Origin of the sequence: Rothia sp. HMSC072B03 (assembly GCF_001809565.1) — a bacterium.
Taxonomy (GTDB): Bacteria; Actinomycetota; Actinomycetes; order Actinomycetales; family Micrococcaceae; genus Rothia; species Rothia mucilaginosa_A.
The window spans coordinates 472,216-495,386 of record NZ_KV797970.1; the positions used below are offsets into that span (position 1 = coordinate 472,216).

A 23,171-nucleotide genomic window follows, 5' to 3' on the forward strand; every position below is an offset into this window, starting at 1 on the left:
CTTCATAAGTTTTCCTGACCAGCAGGAATCCACAAATATGAGGGATTAAATTTTAATCGCTGAATATGATTAGCTGTGTCATTTTACTTATCCATTGCCTGGTATTATCGAACCGATATTCATTTGTCAGATGAAAGAAGATACATATGAGCGACTTGGGCTCGTTTATCTGGGGCACCGCCGATATTTTGCGCGGCCCATACAAGGCGTATCAGTACGGTAACGTTATCCTGCCCATGACAATTCTGCGCCGTCTGGACTGCCTTCTTGAGCAACACAAAGACGAGGTTGCTCCCCTGGTTGAGAAGTACAAAGACACCCCAGACATGCTAGGCGCACAGGTGCGGCGTAAAACCGGTTTGCCGTTCTACAACACCAGCAAATGGACTCTCAAGACTCTGCTGGGCGATCCTGCCGGTCTCGAGGCAAATCTGAAGCATTACATTAATAGCTTCTCTGCCAATCTTGATGTCTTCGAACGCTTTAAGTTTGCGGAAGAGATTAGCACGATGGCGGAGAAGGAGATCCTCTACTTCGTAGTTGAGCGCTTTGCCGGTATCAATCTGCATCCGCACAAGGTTACCAATGCTGAGATGGGTGACCTCTACGAATACCTCATCCGCACTTTTAATGAATCCTCTAATGAGGCGCCCGGCGAGCACTTTACTCCGCGTGACGCTATCCGTCTGCTCGTCGACCTCGTCTTCGCGGGTGATGATGAGGCTCTTAGCACCCCGGGAACGATTCGTTCGATTTATGACCCGACGGCGGGAACGGGCGGTATGCTCTCCATTGCAGAGGAGCATCTCATCGGCACTCCTGAGAAGCCCGGCCTCAACCCCGAGGCTCAGCTACGCCTTTACGGGCAGGAGTGGAACGACCAATCGTATGCCGTTTGTAAGTCAGATTTGCTGATTAAGGGACAGGATCCCAGTAATATTCAGCTGGGCGATACCCTGGCGGATGATAAATTTGCCGGTATCACTTTCGATTATTGCATGTCGAATCCACCTTATGGCACCGATTGGAAGAGTAGCCGGACTGCAGTCATAGACGACCTTAAAGAGTTCGGCAACGACTCACGTTTCTATGCGGGTAATGCAACCCCGGAGAAGAATGTTCCCCCTGTAAATGACGGTCAGATGCTGTTCCTTCAGCATGTGGTGAGCAAGTTGCGCCCTAAAGTTCTGGGCGGTGGACGTGGCGGCATCGTCATGAACGGTTCGCCGCTCTTTAACGGGGCCGCGGATACCGGGCCTTCTAATATCCGCAAGTGGTTGCTTGAACGCGATATGGTGGACGCAATTGTTGCACTCCCGACTGACATGTTCTACAACACCGGTATCGCCACCTACATCTGGATTGTCGACAACGACAAGCCGGAAGCACGCCGGGGTAAGGTGCAGCTGATTGACGGTACCGAATTCTACGAGAAGATGCGTAAGAAGCTCGGAGATAAGGGCCGTGAGCTTACCGAGGCTAACAGGGCTACGATTGTGAAGCTCTACGCCGACTATGTTGAGACGGAACATTGTAAGATTGTTCCGTCTGACGAGTTTGCCTACTGGAGCATCACCGTTGAGTGTCCTCAGCGTGACGAGAACGACGAGGTTATTACCAATACTCTCGGCAAGGTGAAGCCGGATACGAGCCTGCGTGATACCGAGCGGGTGCCCTTTACCTACAACGGCAATGCCAAGGGAGATGCCGCGCGCGATGAGACGATTCAGGCGTATTTCGAGGCCGAAGTAAAGCCGTACGTACCCGACGCCTGGGTTGATAAAAAGAAGACCAAGGTTGGTTACGAGATTCCGTTTACTCGTTACTTCTACCGTTATCAGCCCCCTCGCCCGCTCGAGGAAATCGATAGCGAGCTCCATGAAGTCACGCGTGAAATTCTGGGGCTCCTCAGCGAGGTGACGGAATGACCATCGCAAAGCCTATCTGGCTACCCGAATTTCAGTCTAACTGGGATCTAATTCCTCTCAAAAGACTATGTACTATCGAAACTGGAACAGCTGATACTCAGGACGCTGACCCGGATGGATCATACGATTTTGTAATTCGTTCGCCCCGGCTAAAGCAAGCTAGTACTTACACCTTCGATTGCGAAGCAATTGTGACTGCTGGTGATGGAGCTGTCGGTGAAGTATTTCATTATATGAATGGTCCATTTCTCGCTCATCAGCGCACATACGTGCTCCATTCGTTCCAAGGAATTGACGCTCGCTATCTTTTCTATTTTTTCTCATCTCATTTTCGATTTATGTGTCAGGATGGCAGCGCCAAGACGACCGTTGATTCTGTCCGTCGTTGGATGCTGACTGATATGCCGATTCTGGTTCCTCCTGAAAACCTCCAAAAGCGGATTGCTCAATTTCTTGATAGTGAGACGGCGAAGATTGACCACCTCATTGCCAAGCAGCAAAAACTGCTAAGTCTTACACAGGAACAAGCTGAAGCTAACGCAGAAGCTGCGATTTGGGGGCAATCTATCGCCAGAGAAAAGAACGACAGCATTGCCGAACATTCCTACCGGCCTCGTCCGGTGTTATGTCTCGCGGTTGCTGATCGCTTATCATCAATTCCCGAGTCATGGGATGTTCAGCGATTTAAGCGAATTTTTTCTCGCAAAGATGACCGCAATATTGATTTATCGTTGGAGATGCTATCCCTGCGACAAACAGGTGCCGTTGTACCGCGCTCCGAGACTAACCAAAATCAGGAGCCTAGTGAGAAGTCTTTACCCAAGTATCTTGCTGTGTCTCCAAACAATCTAGTTGTTAATCCGATGTGGCTAACTGGAGGAGCAATCGGTGTATCAGGACTTTCAGGTGCTGTCAGCCCTGATTATCGTGTATTTACGATTGGTACTGAGCTAATCCCAGCGTACGCGCACGAGATTCTTCGCAGTATTAGCTATCGTAGGCAGTTTAAGTTGTTCGAACGTGCTAGCACTACCTTCGACCGACGAATTCAGCAGATTGATTTAGATAATCTTCCTGTCCCAATTCCTCCAGTAGAGCATCAAGAAGAAATTGTTCGAATGGTTACTCAGATTCATAGTCACACGCAGAAGCTACATGAAGCTTCTGAACGCTCAATTAAATTGTTGCAGGAGCGACGTTCTGCTCTGATTACGGCCGCAGTGACCGGCCAGATTGAGGTATAGGAAACCACTTATGGGTGTTCAACACGAAAAGAGCTTTGAAACCGAGATTTGTGAATATCTCGGTTCACACGGTTGGCTCTACGAAGAGAAGTTCACCGGCTACGACCAGGAGCGCGCCCTCATTCCGGAGGACGTCTTCGCCTGGTTGCAGGCAACGCAACCCGAACAATGGGCACGCGTTGTACCCGAGGACGCCTCGGAAGATAAGGTCGACCGGGCTAAGCGCACCTTGCTAGACCGTCTGGTCAACGCCTTGGAGCAGCCTCTCGAACACGGCGGCGGATTGCTGGCTGTGCTCCGGGGTGGCTTTAAAGAGACCTCGGCGAAATTTGCCATGTGCGCTTTCAAGCCCGCGACCTCAATGAACCCGGTCGCTCAGGAAAACTACGAGCAGAACCGGCTTCGAGTGGTGCGCCAGGTACACCACTCGAAGAAGCGCCCGAACGATTCTATCGATCTGGTTTTCTTCGTCAACGGCCTGCCGGTAGCGACGGCTGAGCTAAAGACCGATAACACTCAGTCGATTGATGATGCTGTATGGCAGTATCGTAAGGACCGCCTGCCGCAGGGCGAACCACTTCTGAAATTTGGTCGTGGGGCGCTCGTACACTTTGCTGTCTCCAATAACGAGATTCAAATGACGACCAAGCTCGCCGGCCCCAAAACGGTGTTCCTGCCCTTCAACCTGGGCAGGGAAGGCGGTGCAGGTAACCCGGTCAACCCGGACGGCTCCGCAACTTCATACCTGTGGGAACGGGTTCTTCAGCGCGATAACTGGCTGCAGATTCTTGAGCGTTTTGTAAACCAGCAGACGAGCGAAAAGATTGACCCTGTCACGGGAACTCGCAAGCGCAGCGAACAGATTATCTTCCCCCGCTTCCACCAGTGGGAGGCCGTCACGTTTCTGCTCAACGATACCCGCACTGAGGGGCCGGGCCAGAAGTATCTGATTCAGCACTCAGCCGGTTCTGGGAAGACGAACTCAATCGCATGGCTGGCTCACGGCCTAGCAAACCTACACGATGATAACGACGCCAAGGTCTTCGATTCTGTCATCGTGGTAACCGACCGTACCGTGCTTGATGAACAGCTTCAGAAAGCCATTAAGTCCATTGAGGGTACCAAGGGTGTGGTGGGTACCATCAACTCTGACGAGGTACGCAAGGCATCCGCATCCTCAAAATCAGAGCTGCTGGCCCATGAGCTGACAAGCGGCAAGCTCATCATTATCGTGACGCTTCAGACCTTCCCGTTTGTGCTGGACGCGCTCTCCGAACAGGGCGGACTCGCGAACAAGAAGTTTGCGGTTATCGCAGATGAGGCCCACTCCTCCCAGACCGGTACCAGCGCTCAGAAGCTACGCACGGTACTCTCTAAGGCAGAGGTCGAAGCTCTGGAAGATGGCGGCGAGGTCAGCGTCGAGGATATGCTCGCCGCTGAGATGACCGCGCGCTCCGTTTCCCCGAACATTTCCTTCTACGCGTTCACCGCAACCCCGAAGGCGAAGACTCTGGAAATGTTCGGTCGCCCCGGACTGGATGGGAAGCCGATTCCCTTCCACGTGTACACCATGCAGCAGGCCATCGAGGAGGGTTTCATCCTCGATGTGCTCCGCAACTATACAACCTACCAGACGGCCTTCCGGCTGGCACAAAAGACCGGTGAACCTATCGAGGGCGACCTCGTGGATGAAAGTGCAGCCAAGAAGGGACTTATCCGTTGGGTCAGCCTACACCCGACTAACATTGCGCAGAAGGTGCAGATTATCGTCGAGCACTTCCGCGAGAATGTTGCGCATCTTCTTGATGGTCATGCAAAGGCCATGGTGGTAACTTCTAGTCGTGCCGCGGCCCTGAAGTACAAGATGGCAATCGACGCCTACGTTCGTAAGCATGATTACCAGTTGGGTACCCTGGTAGCGTTTTCTGGGAGCCTGACGTCGCGGCAGATTGATGGGGCTGTACCCGGTGTGCAGGAACCCTACACCGAGATAAATGTGAACCCCGACCTGCGCGGGCGAGGTATTCCGCAAGCATTTGCGGGCGATGAGTTCCAGCTACTCATCGTGGCGAATAAGTACCAGACCGGCTTCGACCAGCCGCTGCTGAGTGCGATGTACGTCGATAAGCGCCTCGATGGAATTGAAGCCGTTCAGACCTTGTCGCGATTGAACCGTACGCTTCCCGCTAAGGGTAAGGACACTACGTTCATCCTCGACTTTGTCAACGATACGAAAACCATCCTGGATGCCTTCCTCCCGTACTACCGGACTGCCGAAATTCTCGAGCCCACCGACCCGAATAAGGTGCACGACCTGGATCGCAAACTCGAGTACGCAGGAATCTACACGCGAGATGATGTTGAAGAATTCGCCCAGGCCTATGTTCGCGACAAGAACCATGGAGAGCACACTGCGCCGTTGAAGCGTGCCGCCGACAGGTTCAACGACCGTTACATTCTGGCAGTGCAGGACGACGATAAGGCCGAGATTGATAATCTTGACCTGTTCCGCAAGGACGTTAGCTCATTCGTGCGCCTGTACGATTTCCTCTCGCAGATTGTGGATTACCAGGATACTGACTTGGAAAAGCTGGCGCTCTTCCTCCGTCTGCTCCGCCGTTGGCTTACCGGCCGTAAGACCCCGGATAAGTTGGATTTCAGCAACATCGAACTGACCCACATTAAGCAGACCCGTAAGAGTGAAGGCGCAATTCGCCTCACTGGCGAGGGTAAAAAGCTTAAGCCTATGGGAGTCGGCGGTGGAAGCTCGCACGATCCCAACTTGGCCGCTTGGACTGACATTCTCGACAAGATTAACGCCTTGTTTGAGGATGAAGACTTCGACCCCGAGTCAGTGCAAACATGGGTGCAGGGTGTGGTCACGATTCTTGTACAGAACGAAGACCTCAGGAACCAGGCCAGCGCAAATACCAAGGAACAGTTCCGAGAGTCTCAGACGTTGGAAGCAGCGGTCACCGATGCGGTACTCGACCATCAGGATACTCAGAGCATCATTTCGGAGAAGTTCTTCGAGGACCGTCACCGCCGCGACAAGATTCTCGCCATGCTCTCCGACCTTGTGTACCTCGAGGTTCAAAGCCAGTCGAAGCAGGAACAGCGGAACAGCGACGACGAAGAGTCCTAGTCTCTTTCTGCCGTACCCGAAACGGTTTGTCTGAGCTGAAGAGCATGTGTTCTGGTTCAGTAGCCGCTATATAAAAACACAGAAGCCCCAGGTTAGAGATATTTCTAACCTGGGGCTTCTGCTACTTATCGAATCTGGAACACAAAAGCGGGGGCTCCGTCCTCAAGGCACTCAGCGCCGCAGAGGGGGCACTCCCCCGCCCGCGTTGTCCGGTGAAGCCTCGAACGTTCGTTACCCCTACCCACGGGCTCCGGTGCACCTCCCGACGTATCTCAGCCGGTACCACCAAATCTAGCCAGCGCATCCGGCTCAGCATCCCAGACCCAAGCACACGACAAGCGCAACGTAGACACAGAAAACCCCCGCCGTCCTGTAGCGAACTACAGCACGGCGGGGGTTTCACGTACGCTCCCCTGCGGGCGCATCCTCAAACAGCGAACCAACCAGCTACGGGCTGGCGGGTAGGCCGCGGCGGGACGTCTTACGCGAGCAGGGTCGGCTTCACCTGACGGAGCTTATCCAGCAGACCGTTCACGAACTTCGGAGATTCATTCGTGGACAGCACACGCGCCAGACCGACAGCCTCAGAAATTGCGACAGCATCCGGAACTTCGTCATTGTACAGAAGCTCCCAAGTGCCAATACGCAGCACGGCACGGTCCACGGCGGGCATACGCTCGAAGGACCAGTCACGGGCGTAAGTCTCAACAAACTCGCGGATCTCTTCGTCGTGGTCGCGGACGCCACGAATGATTTCCTCAGAGTAAGCAGAGATCTGCGCTACCGTGTACAGTCGGCGGCGGCGGAGTACCTCAATATAATCTTCGTTGCGCTGATCCGCCTCGAAGAGCACTTCGAGGGCGCGCAATCGGGCTTTCGTACGCGAATTCATTAGTCGTTCACGCGACCGAGGTACTCACCGGTGCGGGTGTCAACCTTGACCTTGGTGCCGGTCTCCAGGAACAGGGGAACCTGGATCTCGTAGCCGGTCTCAACGGTTGCGGGCTTGGTGCCGCCGGTGGAGCGGTCACCCTGCAGGCCGGGCTCGGTGTAGGTGATTTCGAGGACCACGGATGCGGGCAGCTCGATGTACAGGGGGCTACCCTCGTGCATTGCGATGGTTGCGGTCTGGGACTCGAGCATGTAGTTTGCTGCGTCACCAACAACGGTTGCGGGAACGTTGATCTGGTCGTAGGTCTTCATGTCCATGAAGACGTAGTCGTCGCCGTCCTGGTACAGGTACTGGTAGTCGGAGCGGTCAACGGTTGCGGTTTCGATCTTAGCGCCAGCGTTGAAGGTGCGGTCGACGACCTTGCCGGAGGTAACGTTGCGCAGCTTGGTGCGGACGAATGCGCCACCCTTGCCGGGCTTAACGTGCTGGAACTCTACGACGGACCAGAGGTTGCCGTCAATCTTCAGGACGGCGCCGTTCTTAATATCGGTAGTGGATGCCATGGGGCTCTCCTTCGTGTCATCGACGCTCACGCCGTAGTGGTACCCGGCGAGGCGCTAAGTTTTCAATGAGCAAAAATATGTCCCGTACATTCTACAGGATGCGCACGAATTTGCCTAGCAGGGGCACCACAGTTTTTCTGTGGCACCCCGCCCGGCTGCCGCGCGGAAGCAATCACACGGAAGCAATCACACGAAGGCGACCAAGTGAAGGCAACCACGTGGCCGGGCGCGCCCGGCGACTATACGGGACTCACCACCTACTCGGTAATCTCCTGGTAGGTCATGTACAGAATCGAATCGTCCGGCACCTCGTACACGCGCGGGCGAGCCAAACCGTCAAGAATGATGAAGCGCAGCAGGTTGCCGCGTGCCTTCTTGTCGCGGCGCATCGCTTCGAGCAGCTGGGGCCATGCGTCCGCCTTGTAGGAGGTGGGCAGGCCCAGCGACTCCAGGATGCGGCGGGTACGTGCCACGAGCTCCTCGTCGGCGTGGCCGGTGGCCAGCGACAGCTCCGCGGCGTACACCATGCCCACCGCAACGGCCGCGCCGTGACGCCACTGGTAGCGTTCGTTGCGCTCAATCGCGTGGGCCAGGGTGTGGCCGTAGTTCAGAATCTCGCGACGGCCGGACTCGCGCAGGTCCTCGGAGACGACCTCCGCCTTCACACGCACGCTGCGTTCAATGAGCTCGCGCATCACGGCGGACTGCGAATCGCGCACGGCCTGCGGGTTTGCCTCAATCAGGTCAAGAATCTCGGGGTCTGCGATGAAGCCACACTTGACGACCTCACCCATGCCGGTCAGCAACTCGTGCTCGGGCAGGGTGCGCAGGGTGCCAATCTCGCAGAGCACCGCGGCGGGCGGCCAGAACGCGCCGACCAAGTTCTTACCCTCGGCGGTGTTGATGCCGGTCTTACCGCCCACGGCGGCGTCCACCATGCCGAGCAGGGTGGTCGGAATGTGCACCACGCGCACGCCGCGCAGCCAGGTCGCCGCCACAAAGCCGGCCACGTCGGTGATGGCGCCGCCACCCACAGACACAATCGCGTCAGTGCGGGTGAAGTCGTTCTGGCCGAGCACCTGCCAGCAGAACGCCGCCACCTGGTAGTGCTTCGCCTCCTCGGCGTCGGGAATCTCGGCGCTGAACGACTCGTAACCCATCGCGCGCAGGTCTTCCATAACCAGCTCGCCCGTGGAACGCAGGGCACGCGGGTGAATCACGAGCACCTTCTTCGTGCGGTTACCGAGAATCTCGGGCAGGGTGCCGAGCAGGTTGTGGCCAATCAGCACCTCGTAGTTCTCGCGCGGGGAGCTACCGGTCACCGGAATACGGGTAATATCCGCTTCGCCGGAAGCGCCGAAGGTGGGCTGAGTGCTCATCGTGTGTCCTTTCACAGGAGAGTGGGTAGGAAGGGGTCAGGAGTTGTTCGCCCGCGCCTTGCGGCTGGCGGTCACGTACGCCTGAATCTCTGCGGTCATCTCGGTAATGGGTCGGCCGCCGCGAGCGTCCAGGGTAAAGTGCGCCAGCTCCTCGTAGCGGGTGCGGCGACGCTCAAAAATGTCGGTCCAGCGCTCGACCGGGTTCGGCTGCAACAGCGGGCGGGTCTTATTGCCGGTAATGCGCGGGGTGACGGTCTCGGCGTCAACCAGAATGTACACCACGCACTCGTCCTTGAGGAGCTCCGCAACCGAATCGGTCATGGGCGCGCCGCCACCGAGCGAAAACACCGTGTTGCGGTACACCGGGGAAGTCAGCACCTCTTCGATGGTCTTGCGTTCCAGCTCGCGGAAGTGTGCCTCACCGAAAATCTCGAAGATTTCGGAGACTTCGCCGTAGCGTTCCACGATCAGCTGGTCGGCGTCGAGGAACTCGTAGCCGTAGAATCGCGCCAGGTGCGTGCCAATGTAGGTCTTACCGGCCGCCATGGGGCCGATCAGCACGATGGGGCGCGACTGCTCGGCAAAGTTCTCGTGCATCTCGCGCACCTGCTGGGGGTGGATGCGGGCGGACTCCTCGATCTCGCCGGGCTCAAGTTTACCGGGCTCGAGCTCGGCGTTCAGCTCCGCCTCGGATGTGGCGCGCGCCTCAATCTCGGCAGCAGCCTCGGCGGAGTCCACCGCCGCGATTTCCTCAGCCACAGACTCGGCCGCAGAAACCTGCACCTTGCCGAATAGCGCCGGGGTCGGACGTAGCGGCTTAGCCACAGCGGGCTTGGGCACGGGGGCCGCGGAAGTTTCGGTCTGTGCCGGCGCGGGCTGGGGTTCGGCCTTCTGCGCGGGAGCAGGCACGGGGGCAGAGGTTGCGCTCTCCCCCGCCGCGGGCTGAGCCTGCTGAGGTGCGGCAGGTTTAGGAGCGGTCAGCTTGGGCGCAGCGGGCTTGGGCGCGGCCGGTTTTGGAGCGGCGGGCTTGGGAACTTCCGCCTTTACGGGCTCCTCGCGAGGCTCCTCCTCAGCCATGCCCTGCAGGGCGCTCAGTAGCTTCAGGCGCAGGTCCTCATCCAGGCCCGCAGCCGGGTCGGCATCCTCGGAGGCCGAGGAGGCGTACAGACGCACGCCCCGCGCGCTCACGGGAGCGGCGGGCAGGGGGCGAACACCCGAACGCATCAGGTCGGCCGGGGTCGGCATACGAGAAGCCGCGCGCGCAGAAGAAACTGACGCGGAAGAAACCGAGGCGGCAGCCTCACGCGCAACAGTCTCACGAACCTCAGCGCTCGCAGCCTCAACAACCCGCTCAGCCGCGGAAGATACACCGGGTTCCGCACCGGATTCTGCGCCGGATTCCGGGCGCGGCGAAGCGCCCCCTCGCGCACGCTGCGCAGCCGCAGCAATACGCGCCAGGGGGCTCGACGCGACGGGGTGAACGCCCGCAGGCTCAACCGGAAGGGGCACTACGCGTCCCAACCGGCAACGTTAGACTCCCACGCCAAAGACGCCGGAATGGCCTCCAGATAGGAATCCATGTTGCGGCGAGTCTCACCAATCGAGTCGCCGCCAAACTTCTCCAGCGCGGCCTCGGCCAGCACCAGGGCGACCATAGCCTCCGCCACTACACCGGCGGCGGGAACGGCGCACACATCCGAACGCTGGTGGTGGGCGCGAGCCTCTTCACCGGTGGAGGTGTCAATGGTCTTCAGGGCCTTCGGCACGGTCGCAATGGGCTTCATGGCCGCACGCACACGCAGCAGGTCACCAATGCTCATGCCGCCCTCAATACCACCGGCACGGTTGGTATCGCGGGTTACGCCGTGCTCGCCAATGGAAATCTCGTCGTGAGCGGCGGTGCCCGGGCGGTCGGCGGTCGCGAAACCGTCGCCAACCTCAACGCCCTTAATAGCCTGAATACCCATCAGGGCTGCGGCAAGGCGCGCGTCCAGGCGGCGGTCCCAGTGCACGTACGAACCCAGTCCGGGAGGCATACCGTACGCGAGTACCTCAACCACGCCACCGAGAGTCTCGCCGTCCTTGTGCGCCTCGTCCACGCGCTGAACCATCGCGTCCGAGGTTGCCTTGTCGAAGCAGCGCAGCGGGTCGGCGTCCAGCTGCTCAACGTTGCGGGGCGAAGGCACCGGGGCGCCCTCGGGGGCGTGCACGCCACCCACAGCCACGGTGTGAGAAACCAGCTCAACGCCCAGAGCCTTCAGAATCTGGGCGGCAACCACACCGAGCGCCACGCGGGTCGCGGTCTCACGTGCGGAGGCGCGCTCCAGCACCGGGCGAGCCTCAGAGAAGTTGTACTTCTGCATGCCGGTAAAGTCGGCGTGACCGGGACGCGGGCGAGTCAGTGCCGCGTTACGCGCGCGGTGCTCAATCAGCTTGGGGTCAACCGGATCGGAGCTCATCACGTCGGTCCACTTGGGCCACTCGGTGTTGGCAATCTCAATAGCGACCGGGCCGCCCTGAGTCAGGCCGTGACGCACACCGCCGAGGATGCGCACGCGGTCCTCCTCGAACTTCATGCGGGCACCGCGGCCGTAGCCCAGACGGCGGCGAGCCAGGGCGTCACGCACCATATCGCTGGTGAGTTCCACACCGGCGGGAACGCCCTCAATGATGCCGACGAGCGCCTCGCCGTGGGATTCTCCGGCAGTGAGCCAACGAAGAGCCATAGGTTAACCTCTTTTCGTGTCACCCGCACCGGCGCGCAGGTGGAAGGAATAATAATTCTTCAATGTAGAAAGTGTATAAAATGCGGGCTTTACTCGGCGAGCGGCGCCGGGAGGTGTTCACGGGACGGAAGACCTACCGCCGCGCACATCGCATTGATCAGGCCCAGCAATTCGGCGGGCTGCAGGGTGCAATCCGTGAAGAGCAGAACCTGCTCCACCGCCTGGTACAGCAGCATCTCCAGGCCAGAAACCACCGTGCCGCCGTTAGCCTCCCAGGCGCTCGCCAGCACCGAGGGCCACGGGTTATACGCAACATCGAGCAGCACCGGCCGGTGTGTTGCGGAGGCGCCCTTCAGCCCGCTCAGCTGGCTCGCCCACTCATCCGCCGCATGGGCAGGAAGAGTAGACACCACCGGGTGATGACCGCGCTCCGCAAGATTCTGCGGCAAATCAGCCAGGGAAACCTGCTCCAGCTGAACGCCCAGGCGGTCCGCCGCCTCCTGCACGCTACCGAGCTTATGCAACGAACGGGCGTACACGCTCGCGCGGCGGTAACCCAGCTTATGCAGGGCGGTCAGGGCGGAAATCGCGGTCGCTCCCCCACCAATCACGGCGGGCTCGTCGCGCTCGTGGTTCGGCTTCAGACCCGCGTGCAGCAGCGCGTTCACGATGCCGATCACGTCGGTGTTATCGCCCAGAACCTTCTCACCGCGCGGGTACACCGTGTTCACCGCACCGGTCACGCGAGCGGTCTCGCTCAGCTCATCGCAGTACTGAATGACCGCGGTCTTCAGCGGCATGGTCACCGACAGGCCCGCAATATACGGGGCTTCCTCGGTGCCAGCCGGGTTACGCACGCCGCGCATAATCGCCGGCAGGTCATCGGGCAGGGTATCGCGACGATCGTACTCGAGGTTCGCCTCGCCCAGGTACGCGTACGCGGCCCGATGCAGCGCGGGCGAGAGCGAATGGGCAATCGGGTGGCCCAGCACGTAGGCGCGGCGAAGATACGGGGCTTCGCGGTACGGTTCAGTCTTCATCGATACTCTTTCGCTCTCAATGCCGGGTCACGGACGGCCGCGGGGGCCACCTCCCATTTTAGCGGGTACAGCAAAGGCGGGCACCGCCCCACCCTCGTGGGAACGGTGCCCGCCCTCTACATCAGCTGCAGCTTAGTTACAGCGGCCCGGGTGCTTCGAGCACCACTGGTTGTACTCTTCCACGTAACGCTGGTGCTCAGCGTAAGTGCGGGAGTACTTGGTCTCGCCGGAATCCAGGTCGACGGTCACCCAGTAGTAGTACGGGTTCTTCTCCGGAGCGGCGGCGGCCTTGATGGACGCCAGCTGCGGGGAACCAATCGGACCCTTCGGCAGACCCTTGTTCGCGTACGTGTTGTACTTGTTGCTCTTGTCTGCCTTCTGCTCCTCCGTCAGGTGGTAGGAGCGGACACCCAGACCGTAGGTCACGGTCGCGTCCGACTGAATCAGGCCGGAGGTCTCACCATCCGGGTTATTCAGACGGTTCTCAATGATGCCCGCAACCGCCACGTAGTCCTTCGGCTGAGCCTCAAGCTCCACGATGGAGGCGATGGTCAGCACCTCGAAGGCCTTCTGATCGCCGCTCACGCCGGCTTCCTTCAGGTCGGCCTTGGTCTTATCGACCATGGTCTGAATGACCTTCTTGATGTCGGTGTCCTTCGGGAATCGGTACTCGCCCGGGTGCAGCCAACCCTCAATCGAGGGGAAGTTGCTCGGCACGCCGTACTGCGTGTAGTTCTGCACGGCCTCTTCCACCTGCTTGCGGGTGAACGCGCCGTCAGAACCGGAAACGATCAGGTCGATGGTCTCGGTCACGCGCTTACCCTGCGGAATCGCCAAGTACAGCACGTTACTGTTCGCCTCGATAATCGTGTTGATTGCGCTCGAGCTGCTCATGTGCTGCTGAAGCTCGTAGGTGCCCGGCTGCAGGTACTTGCCGTTGCTTTCCTTGCTGTACACCTCGACGAACTTATCGGCGTCGGCAATCACGCCGGCCGCCTCCAGCTCGTTCGCCACCTGCGCGGTGGACTGGCCCGAGCGGATCGTGAAGGTCACGGTCGTGCCGTTACCGCCGCCGGAGTAGTCGCGCGTCTTGAACGGGTCGTACCGCGTGATGAAAGCGGCAGAAATAATCACCAGGGCCGCCACGAAGAGCGACATGGCGCTCAGCATGATGGCGCGGCGACGGCGCTTGCGAGCACGCAGAGTCGCTACAGAGACAATCTCGTGCTCCAAGGTAATGCCGGTAATGCCTTTTTCCTCATCGGCTTTCGTCGGCCGAAAAAGGTCCAGACCGCTCTCTTCGGGGTGTTCCTCGGAATGTTTATTCTTTTCGGTCACTGAAGGTTCTCCGTTTCATTGACGGCACCAACCGCAGCCCCTTCTAACTCGTGCGATCGGTTCTCTTCGTGGGCCGGATCGCTCACCTTGTACCCGGCTACAGACTGCCCTGCCTTGAGGGCGTCCAGGCTGTACTGCAAAATGTTCACAGCCGCCACCTGGTCAACCATAGTCTTGAAGTCTCGGCTGGATACCCCAGCCTCGTGCAGTGCACGGTGAGCGCTCACGGTGGTGAGTCGCTCATCCACCAGCCAAATGTTAATGTGTGTCTTATTTTCGGCGTCCAGCTCGGAGCGCAGAGCCTGAGCGTATTCCCGAGCCATCTCGGTCGAGGAGGACTCCCCGCCGCGCATGGTCTTCGGAAGCCCGACGAACACCTCGACCACCTCGTTCACCTCAATCAGCTTGCGTAGCACGCGACGATCGGAGTTCTTCTTCTCGTCGCGACGCAGCGTCTTGAGCGGGGTGGCGAGGATGCCGTCGGGGTCGCTGAGGGCGGTGCCGACGCGGGCCTTACCCACGTCAACACCCATCCGCACTCCGCGCTGGAATTCTGCCATGTCTTAGGCCTGAGCCTGTGCGATAGCGTCGCGAACGGCGTCCAGAGCGGCACCAATCTTGGATGCGTCCTGGCCACCGCCCTGAGCGACGTCGTCCTTACCGCCGCCGCCACCGCCGAGAACACCGGCAGCAACGCGGACCAGTGCGCCAGCCTTCACGCCGGCGGCACGGGCGCCCTCGGTGGTTGCCACGAGGATCACGGGACGGCCGTTAGATACGCCGGCCACGGCCACCACGGCGGCCTCGGAACCGAAGCGGGAACGCAGGTCCAGGGCCAGCTCGCGCACGCCGTTGGCGTCCAGCTCGCCGGCGTTGTGGGCCAGAACGCGCACGGAGCCGATGGTCTGTGCGTTCTCCAGAAGCTTGCCGGCCTCGGCCTGCAGCTTCTCGCGACGCAGCTGAGCCAGCTCCTTCTCGGCGGCCTTCAGCTTAGCCAGGGTCTGGTTAATCTTCTCGGGTAGGTCTGCGGAGGACTGAACCTTCATCAGGCCGGTCAGCTGGTTCACCAGGGTGCGCTCAGCTGCCAGGTGGTTGAAGGAGTCCAGACCCACCAGGGCCTCGACGCGGCGGTTGCCGGAGCCCACGGAGCTCTCGGTCAGCAGCGACAGCGAACCAATCTCGGCAGAGGTGCCCACGTGGGTACCACCGCACAGCTCGCGGGAGAAGTCGCCGCCAATCTCAACCACGCGCACCACGTCGCCGTACTTCTCGCCGAAGAGGCTCATGGCACCCAGAGCCTTCGCCTCGGCCAGCGGCATCACGCGGGTAATCACCTCGTGGTTGTCGCGGATGGCGAGGTTAGCAACCTCTTCCACCTCGCGCTTAGCGGACTCGGACAGGCCCTCGCCCCACGCGAAGTCGAAGCGCAGGTAGCCTTCCTTGTTGAAGGAGCCGCGCTGGGTTGCCTCGTTGCCGAGCACCTGGTGCAGAGCGGCGTGGATGATGTGGGTACCCGAGTGTGCCTTCTCACCGTCGCGGCGGCGCTGCACGTCAACCTGTGCCACAACATCGGCACCGACGTGAGCCTCGCCCTCACGCACGATGGCGCGGTGAACGCTCAGGCCCTTGACGGGCTGCTGAACGTCCTGAACGTCAATGATGAAGCCGTTACCGGTAATCACACCGGTGTCGGCTGCCTGGCCACCGGCCTCGGCGTAGAACGGGGTTTCGTCCAGGACGACCTCAATCTTGTCGCCGGCCTTGGCGGCGGGCACGGACACGCCGTCCACCAGGATGGCGCGCAGCTTGGTCTCGGTGCGCAACTCGGTGTAACCGGTGAAGATGGAGCCGCGCTCGTCCACGAGCTTACGCAGCTCGGAGAGATCGGCAAAGGCACCCTTCTTAGCCTTGGCGTCAGCCTGTGCGCGGTGGCGCTGCTCTGCCATCAGCTCGCGGAAGGCCTTCTCGTCAACCTTCACGCCGGCCTCGGCGGCCATCTCGAGGGTCAGGTCAATCGGGAAGCCGTAGGTGTCGTGCAGTGCGAAGGCCTCGGCGCCGGAAACGGAGTTCGAGCCGTCCTTCTTAGCGGCGGCCACGGCCTCTTCCAGGCGCTCGGTACCGGTCTCGATGGTGTGCAGGAACGCCTTCTCCTCGGCGTAGGCAATGCGGGAGATGCGCTCGAAGTCGTCAGCCACGTACGGGAAAGCACCCTTCATCGCGTCACGCGAAGCCGGGAACAGCACGGGCAGGCAGGGCTCGGTCACGCCCAGCAGGCGCATAGCGCGGATCGCGCGGCGCATCAGGCGACGCAGAATGTAGCCGCGACCCTCGTTCGAGGGGGTCACGCCGTCGGCAATCAGCATGAGCGAGGAACGGATGTGGTCGGCCACCACGCGCATGCGCACGTCGTCCTCGTAGCCCTCGTCCTCGGCGGACTCGGAGCCGTGGTACTTCTTGCCGGAGAGCTTGGACGCCGCATCCAGCACGGGGCGCACCTGGTCGGTCTCGTAGAAGTTCTCGACACCCTGCAGCAGCATGGCCAGACGCTCAACGCCCAGACCGGTATCGATGTTCTTCTTCGGCAGGTCGCCCAGAATCTCGAAGTCGTCCTTGCCGATGCCCTCGCCACGCTGGTACTGCATGAACACGAGGTTCCAGATCTCGATGTAGCGGTCGTCGTCAGCCGCCGGGCCGCCTTCCTTACCGTAGGCGGGGCCGCGGTCGTAGAAAATCTCGGAGTCGGGGCCTGCGGGGCCGGGCTGGCCGGTGGACCAGTAGTTCTCCTTCATGCCCATGCGCTGAATACGCTCAGCCGGGAAGCCCACCTTGTTGTGCCAAATATCGAACGCCTCGTCGTCACCCTCATAAATGGTGACCCACAGGCGCTCCGGATCCAGACCAAAACCACCCTGATCCTGCGGGGTGGTCAGCAGCTCGTAAGCGAAAGGAATCGCCTGCTCCTTGAAGTAATCACCAAAGGAGAAGTTACCGGCCATCTGGAAGAAAGTACCGTGACGTGCGGTCTTACCGACCTCTTCGATGTCCAGGGTGCGGATGCACTTCTGCACGCTGGTCGCGCGGGAGAACGGAGGGGTCTCACGGCCCAGGAAGTAGGGAATGAACGGAACCATGCCGGCGATGGTGAACATGGCGCCGGGTTCGTTCGAAATCAGCGATGCCGAAGGCACCACGGTGTGGCCGCGGGAAGCGAAGAAATCGATCCAGCGCTTGGAAATCTCCTGTGAGAGCATCTCGTTCCTTTGAATAATCTGTGCGAAATTCTAAATAGTCTACTGACCTATGGTGCCTCTCCGCGCGCAAAATGGCTAATCGAGGGGCCATTATGGGCCCCTCCAACGCCCTCACGCTACGGGTCGGTCGGTTCGGTAGACGGCGGCCTTTCGGCCAAAGTCTAGTTAGTTGAAGAAGTCGTCCCCGAGCTCGCGGTCGCGGGCGATGCGCTGCTCGCGGGCCTTCTCCAGCGAGGCAATCTGCGACTCCACCTCAATGAGCTCACGCTCGGCAATGCGGCGGTTTGCGGCCTCAATCTCGGTCGTGCTCATGCCCCTCTCCCAGGTGTCAAGGGAACCGGGACGCAGGTCCTGCTTCTGGCGCTCCACCTTGGCGTTGAGCTCCATCTCCTTCTCCTGCATGCCCTCGCGCACGCGGGCTGCGAACTCGACGGCCTTCAGCGCGTAGGGCTGCAGGGGCTTGCCAATCGGCGAATCGAAGAATTTTGCCATCTGAGACTCCGGGTTGAGGGCCAGCTCGCCGTGCTCACGCTTGAGCAGGGCGCTACCGGGGGTACGCTGTGCGGGCTCCGAAGAGGAGGCGCGTCGGGAGGCAAGGTAGCCCGCCGCGGCACCGGCACCGAGCAGAAGAACGGAACGGAGCAGACCCATTAGTTCTCACCGCCCGCGGAGGTGCCACCCTGCTGGCCGGACTTGTTGCCGCCGCGGAAGGCCTGGCGCACGCCGTAGGAGAAGGAAGCCACCTTAATCAGCGGCTGGCCCACGGTCGAGGTCACCAGCGAGGACAGGGCCGAAACGTTCGCGGAGGCGTCCGAAACGTTCGAGGTGATGTCGTCAACCTTCTCGAGCTGCTCGTTGGTGGTCACCACGGTGCGGGTCACCTCTTCAATGAGCGGCGCGGTGCTCTGGTTGAGCGAACGAATCGTCACAATCAGCTCATCAAACACCTTGGTCAGGCGAATAATGGGAAGGGCCAACAGCGCCACGAGAATCGCGAAAACTCCCGCCGCAATCAGGCCTGCAATATCTCCGCCAGTCATCTGTACCTCATTTCGCGTAACGCATGGTGCTTGTCAATAGTCATACTCACCGGCGCGCCGCCGTGGCGCATCGGTCGGACTGCCTACACAGTTCAATCCCCTATTCTAGTCGAAAATTCCTTCTCGCGCCCCTTAAACTCTCATGAAACTCCCAGGATTGAACAATTCACAGGTTCCCGAATGAGCCGAGGCGAAGCCCGCATCCGAGGGGCAGAACCCCAAGCCGGGCCCTTAAACGGGAACAACCCGTCCCCCACCGAAACGGTACGGAACGGGTTGCTTCTCGAAAAATCGAGATTATGCCAGACGCGAGTAGTACTCAACGACCTGCTGCTCGTCGCAGATCACGGGGATCTCTTCGCGCTTGGGCTTGCGCTCAAGCTTTGCGTGCAGCTTCTCAATCTCAACGTTCAGGTATGCGGGAACCTCGGGCAGAACTGCCTGGTGCTCGCCAGCAGCCGCAGCCTGGAAGGGGGCAGTCTTCTCAGCCTTGGGGTGAACGTGAATCAGCTGGCCGGGCTTGACGAGGAACGAGGGGCGGTCCACGCGAACGCCGTCAACCAGAATGTGACGGTGAACAACCATCTGACGTGCCTGAGCAATGGTGCGGGCGAAACCTGCACGCAGAACCAGGGCATCGAGGCGGGTCTCGAGCAGCTCGACCAGGTTCTTACCGGTCTGGCCCTCGGTACGCTTTGCCTCGAGGTATGCGCGGCGCATCTGTGCCTCGCGGATGTTGTACTGAGCGCGCAGACGCTGCTTTTCCTTCAGCTGGGTAGCGTAGTTGGAGTCAGCCTTCTTGCGGGCACGGCCGTGCTGGCCGGGGCCGTAAGGACGACGCTCGAGGTACTTTTCTGCCTTCGGGGTCAGTGCAATGCCCAGGGCACGGGACTGACGCACGGTACGGCGGGTGCGGTTGTGCTTAGCCACAATCTACCTTTCTATGTGAGGCTCCTGCACCCTCACGGGTGGGGCCTCGGTCTGTTTGGATACTGGCCTCCTCGGGTGACCTCGCCGTGGCCCGCGCGCGACCGATTCGGTCGTTGCTGCGCGGCGGTGAGGCGGAGAGCGCGAGGCAGAGTACCTCGCAGCTACATTACTCATGCTCGCACGGATGCGGGCATAGCAATTGCCAGACCCGTCAAGCTTACCGGATGCGCCCCGGCTTTACCAGCCTTTTGGGGAATCTTTAGTTTAAATTGCCGTTTGTGTGGGTTTTTGACATATACCCACACGAACCCCACGGGGAATATTTACACCCGTCAGAAGCATTTAGGGGAGCCTTCCCCACAAAATTGCCGGGTGTAGATGTTGGATTGTAATCATTCCGTTATTTTTAACCTGTGAATCTATGGGATTAGCTTGCTTTCGAGCTCTCGCATCGCCTAGACTAGGCATACAAGCTTGGCGTCCGCCCTTCCGGGATTGGCCGGCGGTCAAGACATCTATCACAACTCAAACTCTGATGCGGTGCGCAGTACGACCGAGGTACTGCGCACCGCATTTTGCGTGTGCTCGCTGTCTGCTGTCCTATAGACGGGCCGGCGCGGGTGGTTTGCGTGATAAGTCCGCGCGGCTAATTCATGCGGCTAAACCGCTCAGCCAACCGGCCCGCGCGGCTAATGAGCACGGCTAGTCTGCGCGAGTAGTCTACGCAGCAAGCGCGCGCCGCGGCTAGTTCGCGCGGTGAAACGACACGGCCCCTCCGTGCGGCTAGTTGCCGCCGTCAAGAATCCTGCGGATACGCTCACGACGCTCCGTCAACGTACGCTCAAAACCGTGCTGAGTCGGCTCGTAGTACACCGTGCCGCGCAGGGTATCCGGCAGGTACTGCTGCGCCGCCACGTGGCCCGGCGCATCGTGCGCGTAAATGTAGCCGTCGCCGTGACCAAACTGCTTAGCCCCCGCATAGTGAGCGTCGCGCAGGTGCACCGGAACCTGACCCGAGGCGCCCGCACGCACATCCGCAATCGCGCGGTTAATCGCGTTATAGGCGGCGTTCGACTTCGGCGCGAGCGCACAATAAATCACCGCCTGCGAGAGGATAATGCGCGCCTCCGGCATGCCCACCAGCGCCACCGACTGCGCCGCGGCCGTCGCCACCTGCAGGGCCTGCGGATCGGCCAGGCCAATGTCCTCGCTCGCCAGAATCATGATGCGACGCGCCACGAAGCGCGGGTCCTCGCCGCCCTCCAACATGCGCGCCAGATAGTGCACCGCGGCATCCGCGTCGGAGCCGCGCATGGACTTAATGAACGCGCTCACCACGTCATAGTGCTGGTCACCCGAACGGTCGTAACGAATTGCGGCGCGGTCCACCGCTTCCACGGCGTGCGCCAGGGTGATGCGGACAGGGGCGGCGGGTTTCGGGGACTTCTCCCCCGCCGGTTCATCTGAGCCCTCGGCGGGGTCGGGCTGCGCAGGGTCGGACTGAGCGGGGTCATTCTCAGCCGGGTTGGTTTCGGCGGTTTCTGCGGTTTCGGCGGAGCCGCCCCCGTGCGAGCCGGCGGCCTCTGCCGAAGCCTGTTCGGCCTCGCTGAACGCGATGGCGGCCGCCGCCTCCAGCGAGGTCAGGGAGCGGCGAGCGTCGCCTCCGGAAACCGCCGCGAGGTGGGCGCGCGCGTCCTCATCAATGACCGCCGCACCGTCAAAACCGCGCGGATCGGCCAGAGCACGGTCAATCAGACGCTCAATATCGGACTGCTCCAGCGAATGAACCCGCAACAGTAGCGAGCGCGAGAGCAGCGGCGAAATAATGCTGAACGACGGGTTCTCGGTCGTAGCCGCCACCAAAATCACCCAGCGGTTCTCCACGCCGGGCAGGAGCGCATCCTGCTGAGCCTTTGTAAAACGGTGAATCTCATCGAGGAAGAGCACGGTGGTCGTGCCGTACATGTCACGGTCGAGTAGCGCCTGATCCATGACCGCGCGCACATCCTTCACGCCCGCGGTAATCGCCGAAAGCTCCACGAACTTGCGGCCCGGCGCGCGCGCAATCACATGCGCCAGGGTAGTCTTACCCGTACCCGGAGGGCCGTACAAAATCACCGAGGACGGGCCAGCCGGGCCGGCGTTCTCCCCGGCCAGCACGCGCAGGGGCGAGCCGGGGGTCAGCAGGTGCTCCTGGCCAAGAACCTCGTCGATGGTGCGCGGACGCATACGCACCGCCAGGGGCGCGCGGGACGCCGAACGGGCAGAGCGCGCACGCGACGCAGAGGGGCGCGAGGAGGCGGGCTCCTCGGCGGGCGCACCAATCAGGCTCACGCGGTCCCCGTCGTCGGGCAGCTCAAGGTCAAAGAGGGAATCAGCCATAGTCTTACTCTATCGTTTCACAGACTTGAGGCGGGCGCGGGGTGTGGATTTACAGGCGTGGATTTAGCTCGCGGCGTGAAGCCACGGGTTTTATCAACGGGGTTTTCGATAGGTTAGTGTCTTCGCCGCGGGTTTATAACCCGGGGGTAGGGTTTATACCCCGGGCCGATTCGCTCGCCGATTGAGATGTCGACCCTAGAGGGTCTCGCTGTCGAGGATCAGGGTCACCGGGCCGTCGTTGACGAGCTCCACCTGCATGTCCGCGCCGAACACGCCCGTCTCCACGTGCAGGCCACGCTCACGCAGCGCCTGAACGTAGTCGTTGAACAGCGGCTCGCTCACCGGGCCCGGGGCCGCGGCAGACCAGGAGGGGCGGCGGCCCTTCTTCGCATCCCCGTACAGGGTGAACTGACTGACCGCCAGCACGGGCGCACCCTCATCGAGGAGGGACTTCTCCCCCTCCAGCAGGCGCAGGTTCGCGGTCTTATCGGCAAGCTTCGCAATCTGCGCCGCGCCGTCGCCGTGGGTGATGCCGACCAGCACCAGGTAGCCGGGCTGCTCAATCGCGCCGACCGTCTCGCCGTTCACGCGCACCGCCGCGCGGGTTACGCGCTGAATAACTACTCGCATCGTTCACCTTTCATCATGGAGCCGGCTTTCGCCGGGCTCGAGCATCTCTTTCGATACCATCCGCGGCGGTCTGTTTAAAAGGAGCCGCAGTTCTAGAGGCAGCCTCCTCAGAGCACGCCGCGCAGCTGCACGGCACGCAAAAACTGGTTCGCCGCCCGCGGGGTACGGAACTCGATAAAACGCTTCTGCAGATGCTGCCCGCGAGCCTCCGCCAGCAGCTGGCCCACGTGCGGGTAACTCCTCCACGTGTACCGAATCATGTTGTCCGGGTCCCGCAGAATATTCTTCAGCGGCGGTTCCACGTTATCAGCCCACAGCTTCTGACCCGTCACCGCGCGGCGCACCGTCCGGCGAACCACGCGCCACATGACCACCGCGCGGCTATAGCGCAGGTAAATCACCACGTCCGCACGCTCCAGCAGGCGGCCACGCACCTGCGGATACTGCCACTCCGTAATCCACGCGGGCCGCTCGATGAGCGCCTGAACATCCGCCTCGAAGCTAGGGCGCGGGGTCCAGTTCGGCCCCCAGTGCAGCGAGTCCATCTCCGTATGTGGAATGTCCAGGATGCGCCCCAACCGCGCCGCAAACGTCGTCTTACCGCTACCGCTCGGGCCGGCAATCAGGATGCGCATACTCCCCTCCCGCTGTTCTCTCGCGTATCCATTGACAAAAAGGTGGGC

The 23,171-nt window shown here is 60.7% G+C and carries 18 protein-coding genes; 3 read left to right on the forward strand and 15 right to left on the reverse strand.

Going from position 1 to position 23,171, the window contains the following annotated elements; genetic code table 11:
* The first annotated feature begins 146 nt into the window (after window positions 1-146).
* Genes HMPREF2630_RS08535 through HMPREF2630_RS08540 form a run of 3 tightly spaced genes read left to right on the forward strand, consistent with a single transcriptional unit; the run spans window position 147 to window position 6,317 of the window.
* Window positions 147-1,928: a type I restriction-modification system subunit M gene (locus HMPREF2630_RS08535; RefSeq protein WP_070484498.1), complete on the forward strand. Its 1,782-nt coding sequence runs from the start codon at window positions 147-149 to the stop codon at window positions 1,926-1,928.
* Window positions 1,925-3,172 carry a restriction endonuclease subunit S gene (locus HMPREF2630_RS09000; RefSeq protein WP_083298919.1) on the forward strand — a complete coding sequence of 416 codons (1,248 nt, stop codon included), beginning with the start codon at window positions 1,925-1,927 and terminating at the stop codon, window positions 3,170-3,172. The genes HMPREF2630_RS08535 and HMPREF2630_RS09000 overlap by 4 nt, the downstream gene beginning before the upstream one ends.
* A 10-nt stretch (window positions 3,173-3,182) precedes the next feature.
* Window positions 3,183-6,317: a type I restriction endonuclease subunit R gene (locus HMPREF2630_RS08540; protein ID WP_070484500.1), complete on the forward strand. Its 3,135-nt coding sequence runs from the start codon at window positions 3,183-3,185 to the stop codon at window positions 6,315-6,317.
* A 481-nt stretch (window positions 6,318-6,798) separates the two neighbouring features.
* Here the strand turns inward: HMPREF2630_RS08540 and nusB are convergent, their stop codons facing one another.
* The 15 genes from nusB to HMPREF2630_RS08615 form a co-directional block, all read right to left on the reverse strand.
* Entirely contained in the window at window positions 6,799-7,209 is a 411-nt protein-coding gene (nusB, locus tag HMPREF2630_RS08545; protein ID WP_005505934.1) for a transcription antitermination factor NusB, read from the reverse strand.
* Complete coding sequence (efp, locus tag HMPREF2630_RS08550) at window positions 7,209-7,772, reverse strand: elongation factor P (protein ID WP_005505932.1); 564 nt, start codon at window positions 7,770-7,772, stop codon at window positions 7,209-7,211. Before efp ends, nusB begins: the two co-directional genes overlap by 1 nt.
* A 257-nt stretch (window positions 7,773-8,029) precedes the next feature.
* Window positions 8,030-9,151, reverse strand: coding sequence for a 3-dehydroquinate synthase (aroB, locus tag HMPREF2630_RS08555; protein ID WP_070484504.1), 1,122 nt, complete (start codon window positions 9,149-9,151; stop codon window positions 8,030-8,032).
* Between the two features lie 36 nt (window positions 9,152-9,187).
* Complete coding sequence (locus HMPREF2630_RS09005) at window positions 9,188-10,660, reverse strand: shikimate kinase (protein WP_246822774.1); 1,473 nt, start codon at window positions 10,658-10,660, stop codon at window positions 9,188-9,190.
* Window positions 10,660-11,877 (reverse strand): chorismate synthase, encoded by a 1,218-nt coding sequence (aroC, locus tag HMPREF2630_RS08565; protein ID WP_049362634.1) that lies wholly within the window; start codon window positions 11,875-11,877, stop codon window positions 10,660-10,662. Before aroC ends, HMPREF2630_RS09005 begins: the two co-directional genes overlap by 1 nt.
* An 89-nt stretch (window positions 11,878-11,966) precedes the next feature.
* Window positions 11,967-12,917, reverse strand: coding sequence for a shikimate dehydrogenase (locus HMPREF2630_RS08570; RefSeq protein ID WP_070484509.1), 951 nt, complete (start codon window positions 12,915-12,917; stop codon window positions 11,967-11,969).
* Window positions 12,918-13,049: 132 nt separating this feature from the next.
* On the reverse strand, window positions 13,050-14,255 hold the full coding sequence (gene mltG / locus HMPREF2630_RS08575; RefSeq protein ID WP_049334269.1) for an endolytic transglycosylase MltG: 1,206 nt from the start codon (window positions 14,253-14,255) through the stop codon (window positions 13,050-13,052).
* Window positions 14,252-14,815 carry a Holliday junction resolvase RuvX gene (ruvX, locus tag HMPREF2630_RS08580; protein ID WP_049346314.1) on the reverse strand — a complete coding sequence of 188 codons (564 nt, stop codon included), beginning with the start codon at window positions 14,813-14,815 and terminating at the stop codon, window positions 14,252-14,254. The genes mltG and ruvX overlap by 4 nt, the downstream gene beginning before the upstream one ends.
* A 3-nt stretch (window positions 14,816-14,818) precedes the next feature.
* Window positions 14,819-17,506 carry an alanine--tRNA ligase gene (gene alaS / locus HMPREF2630_RS08585; protein ID WP_070484512.1) on the reverse strand — a complete coding sequence of 896 codons (2,688 nt, stop codon included), beginning with the start codon at window positions 17,504-17,506 and terminating at the stop codon, window positions 14,819-14,821.
* A gap of 165 nt (window positions 17,507-17,671) precedes the next feature.
* Window positions 17,672-18,157, reverse strand: coding sequence for a hypothetical protein (locus tag HMPREF2630_RS08590; protein ID WP_049343760.1), 486 nt, complete (start codon window positions 18,155-18,157; stop codon window positions 17,672-17,674).
* Complete coding sequence (locus HMPREF2630_RS08595) at window positions 18,157-18,546, reverse strand: DUF948 domain-containing protein (RefSeq protein ID WP_049334273.1); 390 nt, start codon at window positions 18,544-18,546, stop codon at window positions 18,157-18,159. Before HMPREF2630_RS08595 ends, HMPREF2630_RS08590 begins: the two co-directional genes overlap by 1 nt.
* Before the next feature lie 297 nt (window positions 18,547-18,843).
* Window positions 18,844-19,476: a 30S ribosomal protein S4 gene (gene rpsD, locus HMPREF2630_RS08600; RefSeq protein ID WP_049334274.1), complete on the reverse strand. Its 633-nt coding sequence runs from the start codon at window positions 19,474-19,476 to the stop codon at window positions 18,844-18,846.
* Window positions 19,477-20,259: 783 nt separating this feature from the next.
* A complete protein-coding gene (locus tag HMPREF2630_RS08605) occupies window positions 20,260-21,858 on the reverse strand; it encodes a replication-associated recombination protein A (protein ID WP_070484515.1) in 1,599 nt (532 codons plus the stop codon).
* 195 nt (window positions 21,859-22,053) lie between these two features.
* Window positions 22,054-22,488: a D-aminoacyl-tRNA deacylase gene (gene dtd / locus HMPREF2630_RS08610; RefSeq protein WP_070484518.1), complete on the reverse strand. Its 435-nt coding sequence runs from the start codon at window positions 22,486-22,488 to the stop codon at window positions 22,054-22,056.
* A 107-nt stretch (window positions 22,489-22,595) separates the two neighbouring features.
* Window positions 22,596-23,123, reverse strand: coding sequence for a P-loop NTPase family protein (locus HMPREF2630_RS08615; RefSeq protein WP_070484521.1), 528 nt, complete (start codon window positions 23,121-23,123; stop codon window positions 22,596-22,598).
* Window positions 23,124-23,171: the final 48 nt, after the last annotated feature.

Bases quoted from the DNA above. Each gene is read 5' to 3' on its own strand.
- HMPREF2630_RS08595 (WP_049334273.1), bottom strand. From the start codon at position 18,546: ATGACTGGCGGAGATATTGCAGGCCTGATTGCGGCGGGAGTTTTCGCG.
- ruvX (WP_049346314.1), bottom strand. From the start codon at position 14,815: ATGGCAGAATTCCAGCGCGGAGTGCGGATGGGTGTTGACGTGGGTAAG.
- efp (WP_005505932.1), bottom strand. From the start codon at position 7,772: ATGGCATCCACTACCGATATTAAGAACGGCGCCGTCCTGAAGATTGAC.
- HMPREF2630_RS08570 (WP_070484509.1), bottom strand. From the start codon at position 12,917: ATGAAGACTGAACCGTACCGCGAAGCCCCGTATCTTCGCCGCGCCTAC.
- HMPREF2630_RS09000 (WP_083298919.1), top strand. From the start codon at position 1,925: ATGACCATCGCAAAGCCTATCTGGCTACCCGAATTTCAGTCTAACTGG.
- nusB (WP_005505934.1), bottom strand. From the start codon at position 7,209: ATGAATTCGCGTACGAAAGCCCGATTGCGCGCCCTCGAAGTGCTCTTC.
- aroB (WP_070484504.1), bottom strand. From the start codon at position 9,151: ATGAGCACTCAGCCCACCTTCGGCGCTTCCGGCGAAGCGGATATTACC.
- aroC (WP_049362634.1), bottom strand. From the start codon at position 11,877: ATGGCTCTTCGTTGGCTCACTGCCGGAGAATCCCACGGCGAGGCGCTC.
- dtd (WP_070484518.1), bottom strand. From the start codon at position 22,488: ATGCGAGTAGTTATTCAGCGCGTAACCCGCGCGGCGGTGCGCGTGAAC.
- HMPREF2630_RS08615 (WP_070484521.1), bottom strand. From the start codon at position 23,123: ATGCGCATCCTGATTGCCGGCCCGAGCGGTAGCGGTAAGACGACGTTT.
- HMPREF2630_RS08605 (WP_070484515.1), bottom strand. From the start codon at position 21,858: ATGGCTGATTCCCTCTTTGACCTTGAGCTGCCCGACGACGGGGACCGC.
- HMPREF2630_RS08540 (WP_070484500.1), top strand. From the start codon at position 3,183: ATGGGTGTTCAACACGAAAAGAGCTTTGAAACCGAGATTTGTGAATAT.
- HMPREF2630_RS08535 (WP_070484498.1), top strand. From the start codon at position 147: ATGAGCGACTTGGGCTCGTTTATCTGGGGCACCGCCGATATTTTGCGC.
- HMPREF2630_RS08590 (WP_049343760.1), bottom strand. From the start codon at position 18,157: ATGGGTCTGCTCCGTTCCGTTCTTCTGCTCGGTGCCGGTGCCGCGGCG.
- alaS (WP_070484512.1), bottom strand. From the start codon at position 17,506: ATGCTCTCACAGGAGATTTCCAAGCGCTGGATCGATTTCTTCGCTTCC.